The sequence below is a fragment of the Pseudonocardia sp. Cha107L01 genome, from assembly GCF_052566575.1.
Genome location: NZ_CP199579.1, coordinates 1,957,902 through 1,974,263, shown reverse-complemented (window position 1 = coordinate 1,974,263; position 16,362 = coordinate 1,957,902). Strand labels below are relative to the sequence as shown.

Genomic DNA, 16,362 nt, shown 5'->3' with positions numbered 1-16,362 from the left:
ACTGGAGGCGTTCGGCGTGGATCCCGACGCCGTGCGCACCGTCGTCGCCATCGCGGACACCGGCCAGTTCCGCTGTTCATCCGGCTCGGCCCGCCGCGGTACGCCTACTCAGCGCCCGTCGACTCGTACCTGCGCCATCGCGGCGATCCCGTTGAGCAGCGCGGCCAGCCCGGCGGCATTACCGATCATCCCGTCGTGCCCGCCGTCCAGCCTGACCGGGCTCGTCCCGATCCGTGAGGCGAACCGGCGTTGCATGAAGTACGGGATGGCCCGGTCGCTCCGGAAACCGATGTAGGTCCTCGGCAGATGTGCCGGCAGCGTGGGTCCCCGGCCCCGCTCCAGCAGCGGCGCTGTGGGCTCGGGGCACACCAGTTCCCGGACAGTACGGGCGTCGGCGTCGTCCAGACCATTGCAGAAGTACCGGCGTACCACCCAGGCCGGCAGCTCCAGGCGGCCGCCGGACCCGCCACCGGGCCGGGCCAGCCGTCGGCGCACAACAGCGCGCAACGGTTGCGGCAGCAGGTCGATCGGGGCACCGGGCCGTCCCGCCACCATCGCCGCGACATAGACGACGTGCTTCACACGCTCGCCGAGTAGACCGGCCGCCGCCGTCAGTGTCAGCCCGCCGAGCGAATGACCGACAAGCACGACCTCGTCGAATCCGGCCGCGTCCACTCCATCGACCACCGCGGTCGAATAGTCCGCCAGGCGGAGTGGTCGAGGCGGCAGGTCGGAGGCGGCGGTCCGGCCCGGCAGCTCGATCGCGGCGGCCGGGTGGTTCAGCAACGGCACAAGCTTGTCCCAGCACCACGGACCATGTGCCCCGCCGTGCACGAGCACGAATCCGCGGGCCGGCCGCGGCGCTGGCCTGTGCACCATCCTCGGACCCCTCTCGGCGTCCCCAGACGGTCCCGCAACTCGGGCCGCCAGTCAAGGAACCGATGCTTCTTTTGCAAGGATGCACAGCTTCTCCTATGGTTGCCAGCGAATCCGCGACAGCCCTGTGCGCAGCAATCGGCGGGAGGACACCTGGTGGTGGAAGACGATGCCATGACCGCGGCGGTGACCTCCCTTCTCGACGAGGTGCTCGCCGTCCAGCCGCGGGGCGACGGGCGTTTCGTCAGCCAGCCCAGCCCGGGCGCCTTCGACCGGCTGTACGGGGGCCAACTGCTGGCCCAGGCGTTGCTCGCGGCGGCGCAGACCGTGCCCGCCGAGCGACTCGTCAACTCCATGCACGCCTACTACCTGCGGCTCGGCGACCCGTCCAGTCCCGTCGGCTACGCCGTGACCAACCTGCGGGACTCCAGCAGCTACAGCACCCGCCGGGTAACCGTCACCCAGGGCGAGCGCGCACTGGCGGAGGTCATGATTTCCTTCCACCGGGGCGGCGTCCTGATGGACCACCAGCAGCCGATGCCCTCGGTCGCGGGACCTGAGGACTTCCTGCCGCGCGCCGAGGCCATCCTCCGCGACCTGGGCGACGCCGCCCCCGCGAATGCCGGGAAGGGCTGGCCGGTCGAGGTCCGCTACGGCGGCCGCGAACCGTGGAACCAGAACCCCGGGGAGCCGCGCAACATCCTGTGGATGCGGATCCCGGGCACGCTGCCCGATCAGCCGCTGGTTCAGGCCGCCGCGCTGGCCTACAGCAGTGACCTGGTCATGTTCGAGGTGGTGATCTCACCTAGCGAGATCTCCTGGGTCGACCTGGTCCAGGGTCGCGGGGTCTTCGGATCGAGCCTCGACCACACGATCTGGTTCCACCGTCCGTTTCGTGCCGACGACTGGCTGTTGATGACCCAGGAGTCGGTGGCGGCGGCCGGTTCGCGTGGCGTGAGCACCGGACGGTTCTACAACCGGGACGGCCTGCTGGTGGCCAGCGTCGCTCAGGAGATCGGTCTGACGGTCGCCGACGCACGTCGCGGCTGACACAGCCTGCTGGGTGCCGGGCCGGTCAGATCGCCAGCGCCGCCTCCTGTCCCTCCTTGAAGGCCTGCACAGCGGTGCGGTGCGCCAGTGCGTCGCCCACCAGACGATGAGGGACGCCGAGACGCTCGAGTTCGGCGACCAGCTCGTTGTCCGGTTCGAGGCTGGTCACGGCCACCACGGTGCCGGCCTCGACCTCGGCGATCGTCTCGCCGTCAGAACGGACGATCGTCGCGGTCCGGCCGTCGAGATCACCGAGCAGGCCCTCGGTGATGATCCGCGCGGCGCGGCGGCGCAGGACGGCGGGCGTCTCGAACCGGTGCAGCGATCCGCCGTACGGCATGACGGTCTCGAACCGGGTCACGAAGGTGACCCGGCTGCCCCGCGCGCCCAGAGCCTCCGCCACCAGCGCGGCCTCGTTCGCCCCCACCGTGTCGTACACGAGCACGTCGTGGTCGATCTCGCCGACGAGGGCCTCGCTGCTCGACACGACATGACCGGTCGCCCCACCTGGCACGGCCTCCGGGCCCGGCGGCAGCGAGCCGGTCGCGAGGATGACGTGGTCGGGCGCCAGCTCGCCGAGCAACCTCGCGTCCACCCGCACACCGAGCTCGGGCTTCACGCCGTACTCGGCCAGCTCGGACACGAGGTGGTCCAACGAGGCGGCGAGCGTCGAGGCGGCCGTGTGCTCGACGAAACGCAGCCGGCCCCCCGCCCTGCTGCGGGCGTCGAACAGCCGAACCTCGTGCCCGCACCGGGCGGCGACCTCGGCCGCCTTCAACCCGGCCGGACCGGCACCCACGACCACCACCCGCTTCGGCGTAGCGGCGAGCCCAGGTGCCAGCTCGAGCTCCCGGAGCACCTCCGGGTTATGGAAGCAGGAGATCTCCGGAAACCCGGCCAGCTTCCTGTTGACGCAGACGTTCGCGCCGGTGCACGGCCGCACCCGATGCGCTTCGCGGCGAACGGACTTGGCGATGATGTCCGGGTCCGCGATGTGTGCCCGGGTCATCCCGACCAGTTCACAGTCCCCGTCGGCCAGCACCCGCTCGGCGACTCCCAGGGAGGCGATCCGCCCGGTGCCGATCACCGGAACGGTCAGCGCCTCCCCCAAGGCAGCGCGCATACCGCGCAGTCTCGGAATATTCGGTGCTTCCCCGTGCCGGTACGACGGAATCGCGACGTTGTAGCTCGGACCGCCGAACCCGACGGTCGTGTTGAGCAGATCCACCTCGCCGGTACCCAGCACCGCCCGCAGGGTCTCGACCAACCCCGCCGGACCGAGACCACCGTCCTCAGGCGACTTCAGGTCGTCGGTCGCGGTGCGGTAGGCGAGGATCCGCTCGGTCCCGAGCAGCGGGCGCACCGCCTCGATCACCCGGCGGGCGAACAACGTCCGATCCTGCCCCCACCGGTCGCCGCGCTGGTTGCCCCAGGGTGACAGGGACTGCTGCACCAGGTAGCCGTGCGCCCCGTGCAACTCGACACCGTCGAACCCCGCGTCGACGGCCATCCGGGTGATGTCCCGGTAGCCCTCGATCATGCGCTCGATCTCGGCGTCGGTCATCCGGTGCGCTGTCTCACCGTCCGCCGTCTGCACACTGTCGAAGCCCCAGAGCGGGGGCCTCCGCACGTCGGAGTCCGATCGGAACGTCGCGCCGAGGTGCGCCAGCTGGATCAGCAGCACGGCTCCCTCGGCCTTGACCGCCTCCGCCAGTTTTCGGTGCCGGTCTACGGTGCTCGGCGCGACCGGCCCGAACGGGTTCGGGTACTGCGGCTGCGCGATGATCAGACCGGCCCCGCCGGCCGCGCGCCGCCGCAGGTACTCGATGTAGCCGTCCGCCGGCACGCTCGGGTTCCGGAACGCCTCGCTGGTGCCATGCGAGGTGATCACTACGCGGTTGCGCACCTCGAAGCTCCGGATCCGCAACGGCGACATCAATGTGGGAAACACCGGGTGATCACCTCGACCTGCTCGCGTGGTGGTGTGGCGTCGGATCGGCAGTGGTTGAGTGGGGCGCGGCTAAACCGGCGTGAACTCGACGGGCAGTACGCGCACGCCGCGGCGCACGGCGCCGGAGCCCCAGACCGGAACCTCGCCGTCCGGGATCCTGACGTCGGGGATCGTGTCCAGGACCTCCTGCACCGTCACCCGCATCTCGACCATGGCCAGGTGCTCGCCGACACAGCGGTGCGGGCCGGAACCGAACGCGATATGCGAACGCTCGCGCCCCAGTCGAAACCGTGTGGGCGCCTCGAACCGCTCCGGGTCGAGGTTCGCCGCACCGTAGAGCAGGAGCACCTTGTCGTCGGCGCTCAACTCGACGCCGCGGACCTGGACGTCCGAGACGACGGTCCGAGCCATGCACATCACCGGCGACTCGAGGCGCAGCGACTCGCCGATCACCGCCGGCAGCAGCGACGAGTCCGCGAGCACTCGGTCCTTCAGTCCCGGGACGGTCAGGAGATGGCAGAGCACGTTGGCGATGCCGTTGATCGTGGTCTCGTGCCCCGCGGTGACCAGCACGTGCACCATGCCGACCACCATGTGGTCCGGAATGGGCGCACCGTCGATCTCGCTGTTGACAATGACGCCGAGCCGGTCGGTGGCGGGCCTGCCGCGGCGAGCCTCGACGGCGGACCGCACGAACCGCTCGAACGCCCCGGCCGCCTTCCGCCGGTCCTCGCTGCCCTTGGTCGCGGCGAGCAGGTAGTCGTCGACGAGGTCCCGAATCTCTCGCCACTGACCGCGGTCGAGTCCCAGGATGGCCGCGATCGCCACCGTCGGGACGGGGTGCGCCAACTCCTGGGCCAACTCGGCCGTTCCGCGCGAGGCGAACTCCGCAATGGCCTCGCGCACGATTCCCCGGATCAGGCCCTCGTACTCCAGTACGGCCTTCGCGTTGAAGAACGGCAGCAGGATCTTGCGGTACTTGCCGTGCTCGGGTGGATCCACCTGGGCGGGTGGAATCGGCGTGGTCGCGCCCAGGGCCGGCACGATCACCCCCTGCTCGACGGTGAACGTCTCGTGTTGGCGGGCCGCCGCGACCACGTCGTCGAACTTGGTCAGCGACCAGAATCCGCCGTGCCGTTCGCTCCACGACACCGGGCAGTGTTCGAGCAGCCCGGTGAGCACCTCGTGCTGCACGGGCGCCAGAGCCGGGTCGTGCGGGTCGAACGCGGTACGGGGTCTTTCGGCCATCAGGTGCTCGCTCCCGGAATGCTTCGCCGACCTCCACGTCGGCCTCCGACGACGATGACCGACGAAACCCGGACTGTCAAGGAACCGATGCTTCTTCCCGTTGGATGAACGTTAGCATTGCGCGGTGACTTCCCGGGACGGTGACGGCGCGCGACGCACGAACCGCTCCAGCGCGCGGGTCAGGCAGGATCTGCTCGAAGCGGCGGCACGGTTGGCTCGTGAGCGTGGCGTAGCGGGTGTCACCTACCGCGAGATCGCGGCCGAGGCCCGCGTGTCGGACTCGGTGCTGCTGCGGCACTTCGGCACCAAGAACGACCTTCTCGTCGACGCGGTGGTCGGGCCGTTCGCCGCGTCGCTCGCCGAGATGGCGCGGATCTGGCGCGGTGGGCCGGCGGACTCGACCGAGTCGAACCGCGCCTTCCTCACCGAACTGCACGACGGCCTGTCCCGGAACCGGAGCATCATGCGCACGGTGCTCGCGGCGGAGGCCGCCGGCGACGAGGACCCGATCCTCGTGGGGGCCAGGTCCCGACTGCGCGAGGTGTTCGCCGGGTTGGCCGACGTCACCCCCGGCGTCGAGGCGGAGCGGGGAGCCGCGCCGTTCGAACCGGAGCTGACCGCCAGGACAGTGATCGCGATGATGGTCGCGGTGACCGCCCTGGACGATGTGCTCTTCCCCGGCCCGGTCGGCCCGCCCGCGCGGGAGGACCTGATCAGCGCATTGACCGGTCTCACCGCTCACGGCCGGGCTGGCCGGCCCGACGGTGGCCCGCGATGACGGCCGGCACCCGACGCCGGCCCGCCGAACTGCGCCGGGCGTTGCTCACCGCCGGTGCCGAGTTGTTCGCCGAGCAGGGTTACGACGCCACCACCTACCGCCAGATAGCGCGTCGCGCCGACGCGTCCCCCTCAGTGCTGTTCCGCCATTTCGGAAGCAAGGGAAACCTGCTGGTGGAAGCGGTGATCGAGCCATTCGCCGCGTTCCTCACCGAGTTCAGCGCAACCTGGGCCGAGCCGGAGTTGCCGGGCCACAGCCGGGAGGCGGTGATCCGGGAGTTCGTCGCCGAGCTCTACCGGGTGATCCGGGAACGTCGCACCGTGGTGCGGGCGATGCTCTCCGCCATGCGGTCCAGCGAAGGCGACGACCTGATGCGCCAGATGGGCGAGCGGCTCGCCCCAGCGCTCGATCAGCTGTCCTCGGTGGCCGAGGGGTACGCACGGCGAGGGCCGTTCCCACCGTCCGAGTCATCCATCGCGCTCCGGGCGACCTTCGGCACGGTGCTACTGGTCGGCGCGCTCGACTCCTGGTTCCTGCCCGCCGAGACCGGGGTACCCGATGACGCGCGCATCGTGGATGTCATGGCGACGCTGGTGGCCCGCGGCTTCACCACGTAACCCCTCAAGGATACGTTGCTTCTTAACCACGTTGCTGCCATGCTCGGCCGGTGGCACGGATTGATGCTCGAGCACGGGACTGGGTCGCGTCCAACGCGCTCCGCACACCCGACGCACCCGCACTGACCGGACACGAGAGCGGCGAAGTCTTCACCTGGGGCGAGCTGGAGCGCCGGGTGGCCTCGCTCACCCATCGGCTCACCGAGCACTACCGGCTACGCCCTGGCGATCGCGTCGTACTGATCGCGGAGAACGACCCGCGGCTGGTCGAGATCCAGTTCGCGTGCATGCGTGCCGGACTGGCGATGGTGCCGCTGAACTGGCGGGCGGCCCGCGCCGAGCTCGATGCGATCGTCGCCGACGCGTCGCCCCGACTGTTGGTGCACGACTCGACATGGACGGAGCTCGGGCAGCGGCTCGCCGACACGGCAGCCGTCCGACACCGGATGGCATGGGGCGCGGCCTGCTCGTGCGACGACTACGAGGCAGCGGTCTCCGGCTCCGACGGCGTGCCCGGTCGACCCGGCGACCCCGCCGACCTCGTCCAGATCATGTACACCTCCGGCACCACCGGCCGCCCCAAGGGCGTCATGGTCGACCGCGACCAGCTCACCTGGCACGCGATCAACCTCGCCCACGCCTGCCGGCTGGCCGAACGGAACGTGCACCACCTCAACGTCGTACCGTGGTTCCACGCCGGTGGCCTCAACGTGTTCACCAATCCCGCCCTGTTCTGGGGCGGTCACGTCACCACGACGCGCCGCTTCGACCCGGCGGTGACGTTGTCGCTGCTCACCGACCCGGCTCGTGCGATCACGCACTTCTGCGGCGTGCTGCAGATCTACGAGTACATCACCGCACTGCCCGAGTTCGCCGCCGCGGAGTTCAACACGCTGCGGTGCGCGTTGTTCGGCGGTTGGGGCCCGACCTTCCGCAACATCCACTCCGCCTGGCGTGAACGGCGGTTCGCGTTGACCATGGCCTACGGCTCGACGGAGCTCGGGCCGATCGTCTGCACCCTCGACGGCACAGATCCGGAGGCCGTCGAGGCCGGATCCTCGGGGCACGCAGTGCCACACGTTCAGCTGCGTCTGGTCCGCGACGACGGCACGGATGCGGGCGTCGGCGAACCCGGCGAGGTCTGGGCGCGCGGCCCCGTGGTCACCCGCGGCTACTTCGGTGTGCCGCCCGAGCAGACCTTCACCGACGGCTGGCTCCGCACCGGCGACGTGATGCGGCGGGACGCTCGGGGACATCACTTCGTCGTCGGACGACTGCACGAGGTGTACCGCTCCGGCGGGGAGAACGTGTACCCGCTCGAGGTGGAGGCGACCATTGCCGAGCTCGACGCGGTGGCCGAAGTCGCCATCATCGCGATCCCGGACAAGATGTTCGGCGAGGTCGGCCTGGCGGTGGTCGCCGTCCGGCCAGGCACAACCCTCACCCTGGACACGATCACCGAATACCTCGACGGCCGCCTGGCCCGGTTCAAACATCCGCGCGCACTGCGCCTGGTCGAGTCGCTCCCGCGCAACGTCACCGGCAAGATTGCCCGCGGCCAACTCCGCGAGACCTACGCCAGCCTCGTCGCACACTGACGGTCGGGCGGCGTCGGCGTGACGACCGACGGCATGATCCGTACGGTGCCGCGTCGCAGGCACGACAACACCGGGGTAGCAGAGGTCGGATTTCTGGCTAGAGGTTCGGCTACATCCCAGATACGGTGCCAGGGTGCCGTCGTCGACCGGAGCCTCGCGCCCCCTCGAACGCACCGTCATCGCGAGGGCGCCCGCCGGGGCGAGCCGTATCCGCTACCGCATCCTCACGCTCGCGTTCATCGGCCTGTCGCTCAACTACCTCGACAGGGCCAACCTGAGCGTCGCGCTTCCCTTCATCACCGAAGATCTCCACCTGCAGCTCAGCAATGCCGAGAAGGGGCTCATCCTCGGCGCCTTCTTCTGGGCGTACGACGGCGCGATGCTCGCCGCGGGTTGGTTCACCGACAAGGTCGGAGCGCGGCGGGCCTTCACGTTCGCCGCCCTGTGGTGGTCGATCGTCACCGCCCTGACTCCACTCGTGCGCGGGTTCGGGTCACTGTTCGCAATGCGTTTCGCACTCGGTCTTGGAGAGGCGCCGGCCTACCCCGCCGCGACCAAGGCGTCGTCACGGTGGTTCCCCCAGCACGAGCGGGCGTTCTCGACGGCTGTGATCGACTCCGGCTCACGGGTGGGCACCGTGCTCGCCCTACCGGTCGTCACGTCGCTGATCGCGCTGGTCAGCTGGCACTTCTCGTTCATCGTGCTCGGCGTCGCCGGGCTCGGCCTGGCCGCCGTCTGGTACTGGTATTACCGCGACCCGATGCAGCACAAGCACGCCAACGAGGCCGAGCGCGAGTACATCGTCGCGGGCGGCGGCAGGCTCGACGAGAACGACGACGAGAACGCGGCGAAGGTCCGCTGGATCGACCTGTTCCGCTACCGCACGGTGCAAGGGATGATGCTCGGCTTCTTCTGCCTGAACTTCGTCATCTACTTCTTCCTGACGTGGTTCCCGACGTACCTGAAGGAAGCGCGCGGACTCGATCTCCTGCAACTGGGCACGCTCGGGACGCTGCCTGGCATCACCGCGATCGTGGGGGGCTGGGTCGCGGGACTCGTCGCCGACCGATTGATCAAGCGGGGCGCGAACGTCACGAAGGTCCGCAAGACCGTGATGGTCGGCGGCCTACTCGGCGGAGCCGCGATCGTGTTCGCCGCGCCGGCTCCGTCGGTGTACGTGGCGCTGCTGTTCCTCGCGGTGTCGTACGCCAGTCTGGCAATCGCCGCGACCGGAATCTGGTCGCTGCCTGGCGACATCGCGCCGAGCTCGCGGCACGTCGCCTCGATCGGCGGTATCCAAAACTTCGCGTCGAACATCGCCGGGATCATCAGCCCGTTCGTGTTCGGTCTGCTGCTCGACATTTACCACGGCTCGTACCTGCCGGCCTTTCTGCTGGCCGCGATCGTGGCCGTGGTCGGTGCGCTCACCTACGCGTTCATCGTCGGCAAGGCGGAACCGCTGCCCCCACTCGCACGGCGTTGATCGCCTCGCCGCGCACACCCGATCCTAAGGTCGGCGCCGTGATGGCACCGATGGTCACTTTCCTGTGTCCACTCCGACCACCGGATTGGTGAGCTTCATGAGACCGACGAGTTCGCAGCTCACCTCGTCGCCAGGCGCGATGGCGATCGCGCCCGGTGTCCCGGTCGAAAGTATGTCGCCGGGATAGAGCGGCATCACGTGGCTGTGGAAGCTCAGCAGCTCGGCCGGCGAGAAGATCATGTCCCGTACCGGCGCCTCTCGGTGGACGACCCCATTGTGCACGGTCTTGACAACGAGTCCGTCGAGGTCACCAATGCGATCGCGCGCCTCGTCGAGCGTCATCAGGTAGGGACCGAACGAGAAGAACGTCGGATAGTTCTTGGCCCTGGTGAGGTACCGCGGGTTCTCCAGCAGGACCTCCTCCGCGGTCTGGTCCAGCACCGCTGTGACCGCTGCGACATAGTCCCAGGCCTCCTCAACGCCGACCTGGTAGCAGGTCTTGCCGATGACAAGGGCGAGCTCGGCCTCGGCGGTGACCCGGCCGATGCCCGGGGGGACGCAAATTCCCTCCTCCGGCCCAATGATCGTGTGGTCGCCCTTGAGGAACGATGCCGGGCTGCTACGGGGCGCCTGCGCACCGAGGTCGGCGGCGTGCGCGCGATAGTTGAGGCCGATGCCCAAGATCTTGCGGGGACGGCGGTAGGGGGCGTCGAACGGCTCGGTGACCGGTTGGGCCGCTGTGGGGCGGGCTACCGCGGCCCGCAGCTGGTGGAGATCGTCGCGTAGCAGGTGGCCAAACAAGTCGTCGGCGCAGCCCGCGCCGAGGTCGCTGGTCGGGACGAAGCCGAGACCGTCGACATTGGCGACGGCGCGGACGCGACCGTCGGCGCTCCGTACGCTACCCAGTTGCATGATGTTCTCCTCGTGTTCTGCCAGGCCAGCACGACAACGTGTTCAAACCACTCGCCGGCCAGCCGCCGCTGTCTACACCGGCCGACCGCTGACCCTTGCCCGCGGCTCACAGGGCCCGCACCAGGCCGCCGTCCACTCGGATCTGCTCGCCAGTCACGTACCGAGCCTGGTCCGAACAGAGGAACACCCCCATCGCGGCGAACTCCGCGGCCGTTCCGTAACGCCTCATCGGGATGGTCGCCTGTGACGCGGCGCGAACCTCCATGACGCTGCGACCGGTCCTCTGGGCCGCCCCAGCGTCGAGCTGCGCGGTGCGGTCGGTGGAGATGCGTCCGGGGAGCACCATGTTGACGGTGACGCCGTGAGGTGCGCACTCCTCGGCCAGCAGCTTGAGGTAGCTGGCCAGAGCGGTCCGATACATGCTCGACGTCGCAAGTCCCGGGATCGGCTGCTGGACTGCGCTCGACCCGACGGCGACCACCCGTCCCCAGCTCCGCTCGCGCATCGAAGGCAGGCAGTGGTTCAGCACCCCGATCGGGCCGTGCAGGAGTAGTTCGGCCGCCGCGCGCGCGGCGTCGAGGTCTAGATCGGTCGCGGCGCTCGGGGGCGGGCCACCGCCGTTGAGCACCACGACATCGATCGGGCCGAGACTCTCGCGTGCCGCGGCGACGGCCGCGGCGACACTGCCGGAATCGACGATGTTGAGCTCCACTCCGAGGGCCTCGGGCAACGCCTCGGCCTCCCGCCGAGCCAGCTCGACGCGGCGACCGCCGAGTGCCACCGCGAACCCGGCCTCGGCCAGTCCCCGCCCGATGGCCAAGCCCAAGCCGCTCGTCCCCCCGGCCACCAGCGCGACGCGGCGCCCCGATCCCGCGGTCACGAGCGCACCTCGACCGGCACAGTGGCCAGCTGCCTGGCAATGCACTCACGCAGCTCTTCCGGCGCGGCGACACCCGGGGCCCGGACCGAGGCTGAAGCAATCAGGCCCCGCCTGCGCAGGTGCTCCTTGCGCAGTCCGAGTCCCACCTCGAGCTGGCCTTCGAAGTTCATCAGCGGCAGCCACGGGGCGATCGCATCGCGCGCACCGGCGAACCCGTTGGCACGCCAGGCGGCGACGACCGCGACCAGGGCCTCCGGGTAGGAGAAGCCGGTCATGGCACCCGAAGCGCCGGCGCAGAGCTCGTCCAGCAGCCCGACGCCCCCGAGACCGCCGAACAGCGGCACACCGCGTACCAGCGGCGCGAGCCTGGCGATCGCCACCGACGTCGGCGGGCTCTCGCACTTGACGGCCGTGACGCAGGGCAGTGCGTTGACCGCACTGGCCAGCGCGTCAACGTCTATCCGGACGCCGCTACTGAGCGGGTAGTCCTGCACCACGATCGGCAGGCCGGACGCCTGGTGCACGGCGGTGAGATCGGTGACGAGTGCCTCCGGGTCGGCCGAGCTGACCTGCACCATCACCGCGCGAAGGCCAGGCACCGCCGCGGCGAGGCGCGCGGCCTCGTCGCGGGCAGCCGCCGGGTCCGCGAAAGCGATGCCGGCGACGACCTCCAGACCATCCGCGGCGGCGGCCACGGTGCGCAGCACGTGCACGCGTTCGTCGGCGCTGAGCCGGGCGGCCTCGCCAAACACGCCGAGCGCCACCAGCCCGGCGACGTCTCCGTTGACAGCCAACCGGCGGTAGCCAGCCACCAGAGTCTCGAGAGAGCGGGTGTCGACCGCGAGCGACTCGCTGTGGAACGGCGTGGGCAGGACGCCCCACACGCCCGGGCGCAGAACCATCATTGGGGGTCTCCTCCGTCGAGTCGGTGCGAGGGCGCCATTCCGTCCAGTCCGAACGAACCGGTCATCCGGCCGCCCCCGGGTCGTCGGGGCCGGCGGCGGTCAGGAAGGCCAGGTCCGCGCCCAGGTTCGCCTGCAGCACTGTCTCGGCGTAGAGCCGGGCCCAGCCGCGCGCCGGCAGGCTCGCCCTGCCGACAGACCCGCGGCGGCGGGCCAACTCGTCCTCGTCGACCAGCAGGTCGATGCGCCGGCCCGCGACATCCAGGCAGACAAGGTCGCCGTCGCGGACCAGCGCCAGCGGACCTCCAACGGCGGCCTCGGGGGCGCAGTGCAATACCACGGTGCCGTAGGACGTGCCGCTCATCCGTGCGTCCGAAACCCGCACCATGTCCTTGACGCCGGCTGCCGCCAGCCGCCGCGGGATCGGCAGCGAGCCCGCCTCGGGCATGCCGCACGCAACCGGGCCGGCGTTGCGAAGCACCAGCACGTGGCCGGCGGTGATGTCGAGCGCCGGATCGTCGAGCCGGGCCGCTGCGTCCTCGGGCGAGTCAAAGACGACCGCCGGCCCGGTGTGCTGCAACAGCTGCGGCGAGGCCGCGGCCACCTTGAGTACCGCTCCGTCGGGGGCCAGTGACCCGCGCAGCACCGCTAGCGCACCAGCGGCGCCCACCGGACTGTCGAGCGTGCCGATCACGTCCTGCCACGCCGCGGGCGGGTCAGTGCTGCCCACCAGGTCCCGCAACGGCCGCCCGCTCACCCCGACGTGGGTGAGGTCCAGGCGGTCCTGCAAGGCACGAAGCAACACCGGGACTCCCCCAGCGTTATGGAAGTCCTCCATGTAGCGCGTGCCGGACGGTTTCAGGTCGACCAGTAGGGGCGTCTGGCGCGCCACCCGGTCGACGTCGTCGAGGCTGAATGCGACGCCGACCCGGCGGGCCACCGCGAGCAGGTGCACGATGGCGTTCGTCGAGCCACCCAGGGCCGCCAACACGTGCAGCGCGTTCTCGAACGCCGCGGGCGTCAAGATCTCGCGGGGCAGGACGGGGTCGCGGGCCAGTTCGACGGCCCGCCTCCCGGTCTGCGTCGCATGCCGCAGCCGGGCGCCGGACGGCGAGGTCGGGGTCGCGCCGCCGGGGAGCATCATGCCAAGCGCCTCGGTGAGGGAGGCCATCGTGGAGGCTGTCCCCATCACCATGCAGGTGCCGGCAGTGGTGGCGAGCGAGCCCTCCACCTCGCCGATCTCGGTCTGGTCAAGCTCGCCGGAGCGGTAGCGCGCCCAGTAGCGCCGGCAGTCGGTGCAGGCGCCCAGCCGCTCTCCGCGCCACGAACCGGTCGTCATGGCACCGACGACGTCGAGCACGACGGGAACGTCGCTGACGGCGGCCGCCATCAGTTGGGCGGGCACCGTCTTGTCGCAGCCGCCGAGCATCACCACCGCGTCCATCGGCTGGGCCCGCACGAGCTCCTCGGTCTCCAGCGCGAGCATGTTGCGGTAGAGCATGGTCGTCGGCGACATGAACGACTCGCCGAGGCTCGCGGTCGGGAAGACGAACGGCAGCCCGCCCGCCTGCAGTACTCCGCGTTTGACGTTCTCGATGATGCTCGGCAACGCGCGGTGACACGGATTGAAGTCCGACGTCAGATCGGTGATACCGACGATGGGCCGGCTCAGGTCCTGCTGGTCGAATCCGGCTGCGCCGAGGAAAGCGCCGCGCAGGTACCGGCTGAACCCGGCGTCACCGTAGGACGTGATGTTCCGGCTTGCGCCGCGGCCGACGTCGCCAGTGCTCATCGTGCGAGTCCTCCTAACAGTTCCACGTTCACTGTGTCGACCCAGTCGAGGCCGCCCATCCGTCGCGGGGCTCAGCCGGCCAGTGGCATCGCTACCGGGCGGATGGGCGATCCTGTCGCGCCACGTAGGCGGATGCAGGCGCCGAAGAAGGCGAACTCGTAGAGCTTCTCGGCCGCAATGCGCTCCAGGTCGGCGACCTCCAGGATCGGCACCCCCGCCTCGGCCAGCAGGTACGTGTGCACCACCTGCCAGTTCTCGGGGTCGGATGACGGCATCTGCTCGAGTCCGACCGTGTCGGCACCGATCATGATCGCGCCGGCGCGAGCCAGGTACTCGGCGCCCTCGCGGTTGATGCCCGGTCCGTTCGGCAGGTATGCCTGCGGGTCGGGCCATGCCTGCATGCGTCCGGTCCGGATCAGGACGACGTCGCCGGGGCGCAGCTCGGTCCCCTGGTGCTTGAGCGCGTCGGCGAGGTCCTGCTCCCCGATCCCGTAACTCGGTTCGAGCATGTCGACGCCGAGCAGCCCGGCGATGTCGAGCAGGATGCCCCGGGCCAGGATCGGCGGGTGCTTGTCGGCACCGGCGACGTCCCAGTGGCGGCTGCCGAGGTGTTCATGCGCGGTGAAGTTGTTGAAGATCCGGTCGCGGTAACCGAAGTGGTTCAGCGCGTCGATGTGGGTTCCGGTGTGGGTGTACATCGAGAAGGCGTCGCCGGAGTAGGCCACCAGTTCATTGCCGGCGTGACCGGCACCTGGCTGATCGTCCAGGACGGTCCCGCGGGGAGTGTGGGTCATCCACATCTGGTAGCCCTGATCCCCGGCCGCGGAGAAGGTCGGCATGCCGACGAAATTGTCGACCGACAGGTCGAACACCGTTCCGGCATCGGTGCGGCTCATGATCGTCCGCCGGGACTCGGCGTCGATCAGGTTCAGCATTCCGATCTCGTCGTCGGTCCCGAACGGCGACGCCGTCACCTCCCGGAACTTGCCGTCGTATGCCGCGATGCGCGCTTTCTCCGCGGCACTGATGAGCGTCGGTCCACACATGTGATCTCCCTGTGCAACGTTGTCGGCGGAAGGGTCTGTGAGATCAGTCCGGCAGCTCGTAGCGGCTGACGGCGTCGGGGTCGAGCACGATGCCCAGGCCCGGCCGGTCGGGCACGAGGACGGCCCCGTCGGCGAACCTCAGCCGCGTCTCGGGCGTCAGGAGCGCCTCGAAGTTGTAGATGTCCTTGTCGAGCGCGAAGTGCTCGACGGCGACGCAGTTGGTAACCGACGCCGCGAGGTGCACGTGCAGGTTGGCGTGCCAGTGCGGCGCGACCTGCACGCCCGCGGTCTCGGCGGCGTGCGCCACGCGCATCCACTCGGTGATGCCGCCGATGACGCCGGCGTCCGGCTGCAGGATCGCGGCCGCGCATCGCTCCAGCAGTTCGCGGAACTCCCACCGCGTCTGGGCTATCTCGCCGGTGGCGATCGCGGTCTCCACCCGGCCCGCCAGCGTGGCATGGCCGCGGATGTCGTCGGGGGACAGCGGCTCCTCCACCCACCACAGCCCAGCGTCCCCGGCAGCACGCTCGAGGACCCGGATGGCCCGGGTCGCCTCGGCGAGGCTGCGGTAGGCGTTGTTGGCGTCAAGGGCAAGCCGGCCTCGGCCGTCGATCACATCGATCGCGGCACGCACCCGATCCGCGTCCTCCTCAGGGCTCAGGCCACCGACCTTGATCTTATGGTCGCGGAACCCGAGGCCCTGGTTGAAGTTGATCTCCCGGGCAACCGCGTCTGTCCACTTGCCTTCGTCCGGCTGGTAGTAGCCACCCGATGCGTAGGCCGGAATCGGGCTGACGGAGCCGCCGAGCAGGGTCGACAGTGCGATGCCGTGGCGCTTGGCGGACAGATCCCACAGCGCGATGTCGACCGCCGACATGGCGCGCAGCACCACGCCGCGCCGGCCGGCCAGCAGCGTCTCTTGGTACATCCGCTCCCAGAGGCCGGTGATGTCGCGTGCATCGGCGCCCATGGCTACCGGTTCGAGCAGTTCGTGCACAGCCTGGGCCAGCAACCGTCCGCCCGTCGTCCCCGCGTAGGCGTACCCGAGGCCGACATGGTCGGTGTCGTCAGCCTCGATGGTGACGAGAACGAAGTCTCGCTTGTCGAGGCGGCGGGTGGACATGCTCGTGTTGCGGCTCAACGGCATGCGTACTGCTCGCGTTTCGATACGCGTGATCGTCATTGCGCTCTTTCGGTCGTGGTGATGGACGGACTGAGGGCATGTCGGG

General features: G+C 69.9%; 14 protein-coding genes. 5 read left to right on the top strand and 9 right to left on the bottom strand.

Going from position 1 to position 16,362, the window contains the following annotated elements:
• Positions 1–108: 108 nt before the first annotated feature.
• On the bottom strand, positions 109–879 hold the full coding sequence (locus ACTXG6_RS09435) for an alpha/beta fold hydrolase (protein WP_445187375.1): 771 nt from the start codon (positions 877–879) through the stop codon (positions 109–111).
• Positions 880–1,032: 153 nt separating this feature from the next.
• Between ACTXG6_RS09435 and ACTXG6_RS09430 the strand changes: the two genes are divergently transcribed.
• Positions 1,033–1,926, top strand: coding sequence for an acyl-CoA thioesterase (locus ACTXG6_RS09430; protein ID WP_445187374.1), 894 nt, complete (start codon positions 1,033–1,035; stop codon positions 1,924–1,926).
• Between the two features lie 25 nt (positions 1,927–1,951).
• Here ACTXG6_RS09430 and ACTXG6_RS09425 read toward each other — a convergent pair whose 3' ends face one another.
• Both ACTXG6_RS09425 and ACTXG6_RS09420 read right to left on the bottom strand, forming a co-directional pair.
• Positions 1,952–3,877 (bottom strand): oxidoreductase, encoded by a 1,926-nt coding sequence (locus ACTXG6_RS09425; RefSeq protein ID WP_445187373.1) that lies wholly within the window; start codon positions 3,875–3,877, stop codon positions 1,952–1,954.
• A 69-nt stretch (positions 3,878–3,946) separates the two neighbouring features.
• A complete protein-coding gene (locus tag ACTXG6_RS09420) occupies positions 3,947–5,125 on the bottom strand; it encodes a cytochrome P450 (RefSeq protein ID WP_445187372.1) in 1,179 nt (392 codons plus the stop codon).
• 124 nt (positions 5,126–5,249) lie between these two features.
• On the opposite strand from ACTXG6_RS09420, the gene ACTXG6_RS09415 reads away from it, so the two are divergent.
• From ACTXG6_RS09415 to ACTXG6_RS09400, 4 genes are all read left to right on the top strand, one after another.
• Positions 5,250–5,903 (top strand): TetR/AcrR family transcriptional regulator, encoded by a 654-nt coding sequence (locus ACTXG6_RS09415; RefSeq protein ID WP_445187371.1) that lies wholly within the window; start codon positions 5,250–5,252, stop codon positions 5,901–5,903.
• Positions 5,900–6,520 carry a TetR/AcrR family transcriptional regulator gene (locus tag ACTXG6_RS09410; RefSeq protein ID WP_445187370.1) on the top strand — a complete coding sequence of 207 codons (621 nt, stop codon included), beginning with the start codon at positions 5,900–5,902 and terminating at the stop codon, positions 6,518–6,520. Before ACTXG6_RS09415 ends, ACTXG6_RS09410 begins: the two co-directional genes overlap by 4 nt.
• A gap of 50 nt (positions 6,521–6,570) precedes the next feature.
• The gene (locus ACTXG6_RS09405) at positions 6,571–8,118 is read left to right on the top strand and encodes a class I adenylate-forming enzyme family protein (RefSeq protein WP_445187369.1); all 1,548 of its coding nucleotides are present in this window, start codon (positions 6,571–6,573) and stop codon (positions 8,116–8,118) included.
• 133 nt (positions 8,119–8,251) lie between these two features.
• Positions 8,252–9,601, top strand: a complete 1,350-nt coding sequence (locus tag ACTXG6_RS09400) for an MFS transporter (protein WP_445187368.1) — start codon at positions 8,252–8,254, stop codon at positions 9,599–9,601.
• A 54-nt stretch (positions 9,602–9,655) separates the two neighbouring features.
• Here the strand turns inward: ACTXG6_RS09400 and ACTXG6_RS09395 are convergent, their stop codons facing one another.
• The 6 genes from ACTXG6_RS09395 to ACTXG6_RS09370 form a co-directional block, all read right to left on the bottom strand.
• Positions 9,656–10,513 (bottom strand): fumarylacetoacetate hydrolase family protein, encoded by an 858-nt coding sequence (locus ACTXG6_RS09395; protein WP_445187367.1) that lies wholly within the window; start codon positions 10,511–10,513, stop codon positions 9,656–9,658.
• Positions 10,514–10,619: 106 nt separating this feature from the next.
• The gene (locus tag ACTXG6_RS09390; protein WP_445187366.1) at positions 10,620–11,393 is read right to left on the bottom strand and encodes an SDR family oxidoreductase; all 774 of its coding nucleotides are present in this window, start codon (positions 11,391–11,393) and stop codon (positions 10,620–10,622) included.
• Positions 11,390–12,298, bottom strand: a complete 909-nt coding sequence (locus ACTXG6_RS09385) for a dihydrodipicolinate synthase family protein (RefSeq protein ID WP_445187365.1) — start codon at positions 12,296–12,298, stop codon at positions 11,390–11,392. The genes ACTXG6_RS09390 and ACTXG6_RS09385 overlap by 4 nt, the downstream gene beginning before the upstream one ends.
• Positions 12,299–12,359: 61 nt before the next feature.
• Positions 12,360–14,087, bottom strand: coding sequence for a dihydroxy-acid dehydratase (locus ACTXG6_RS09380; protein ID WP_445187364.1), 1,728 nt, complete (start codon positions 14,085–14,087; stop codon positions 12,360–12,362).
• 71 nt (positions 14,088–14,158) lie between these two features.
• The gene (locus ACTXG6_RS09375) at positions 14,159–15,133 is read right to left on the bottom strand and encodes a cyclase family protein (RefSeq protein ID WP_445187363.1); all 975 of its coding nucleotides are present in this window, start codon (positions 15,131–15,133) and stop codon (positions 14,159–14,161) included.
• 43 nt (positions 15,134–15,176) lie between these two features.
• Complete coding sequence (locus ACTXG6_RS09370) at positions 15,177–16,280, bottom strand: mandelate racemase/muconate lactonizing enzyme family protein (protein WP_445187362.1); 1,104 nt, start codon at positions 16,278–16,280, stop codon at positions 15,177–15,179.
• Positions 16,281–16,362: the final 82 nt, after the last annotated feature.

Excerpts from the sequence above, each read along its gene's own strand:
- ACTXG6_RS09435 (WP_445187375.1), bottom strand. The coding sequence starts at position 879 with ATGGTGCACAGGCCAGCGCCGCGGCCGGCCCGCGGATTCGTGCTCGTG.
- ACTXG6_RS09420 (WP_445187372.1), bottom strand. The coding sequence starts at position 5,125 with ATGGCCGAAAGACCCCGTACCGCGTTCGACCCGCACGACCCGGCTCTG.
- ACTXG6_RS09410 (WP_445187370.1), top strand. The coding sequence starts at position 5,900 with ATGACGGCCGGCACCCGACGCCGGCCCGCCGAACTGCGCCGGGCGTTG.
- ACTXG6_RS09395 (WP_445187367.1), bottom strand. The coding sequence starts at position 10,513 with ATGCAACTGGGTAGCGTACGGAGCGCCGACGGTCGCGTCCGCGCCGTC.
- ACTXG6_RS09385 (WP_445187365.1), bottom strand. The coding sequence starts at position 12,298 with ATGATGGTTCTGCGCCCGGGCGTGTGGGGCGTCCTGCCCACGCCGTTC.
- ACTXG6_RS09380 (WP_445187364.1), bottom strand. The coding sequence starts at position 14,087 with ATGAGCACTGGCGACGTCGGCCGCGGCGCAAGCCGGAACATCACGTCC.
- ACTXG6_RS09375 (WP_445187363.1), bottom strand. The coding sequence starts at position 15,133 with ATGTGTGGACCGACGCTCATCAGTGCCGCGGAGAAAGCGCGCATCGCG.
- ACTXG6_RS09370 (WP_445187362.1), bottom strand. The coding sequence starts at position 16,280 with ATGCCGTTGAGCCGCAACACGAGCATGTCCACCCGCCGCCTCGACAAG.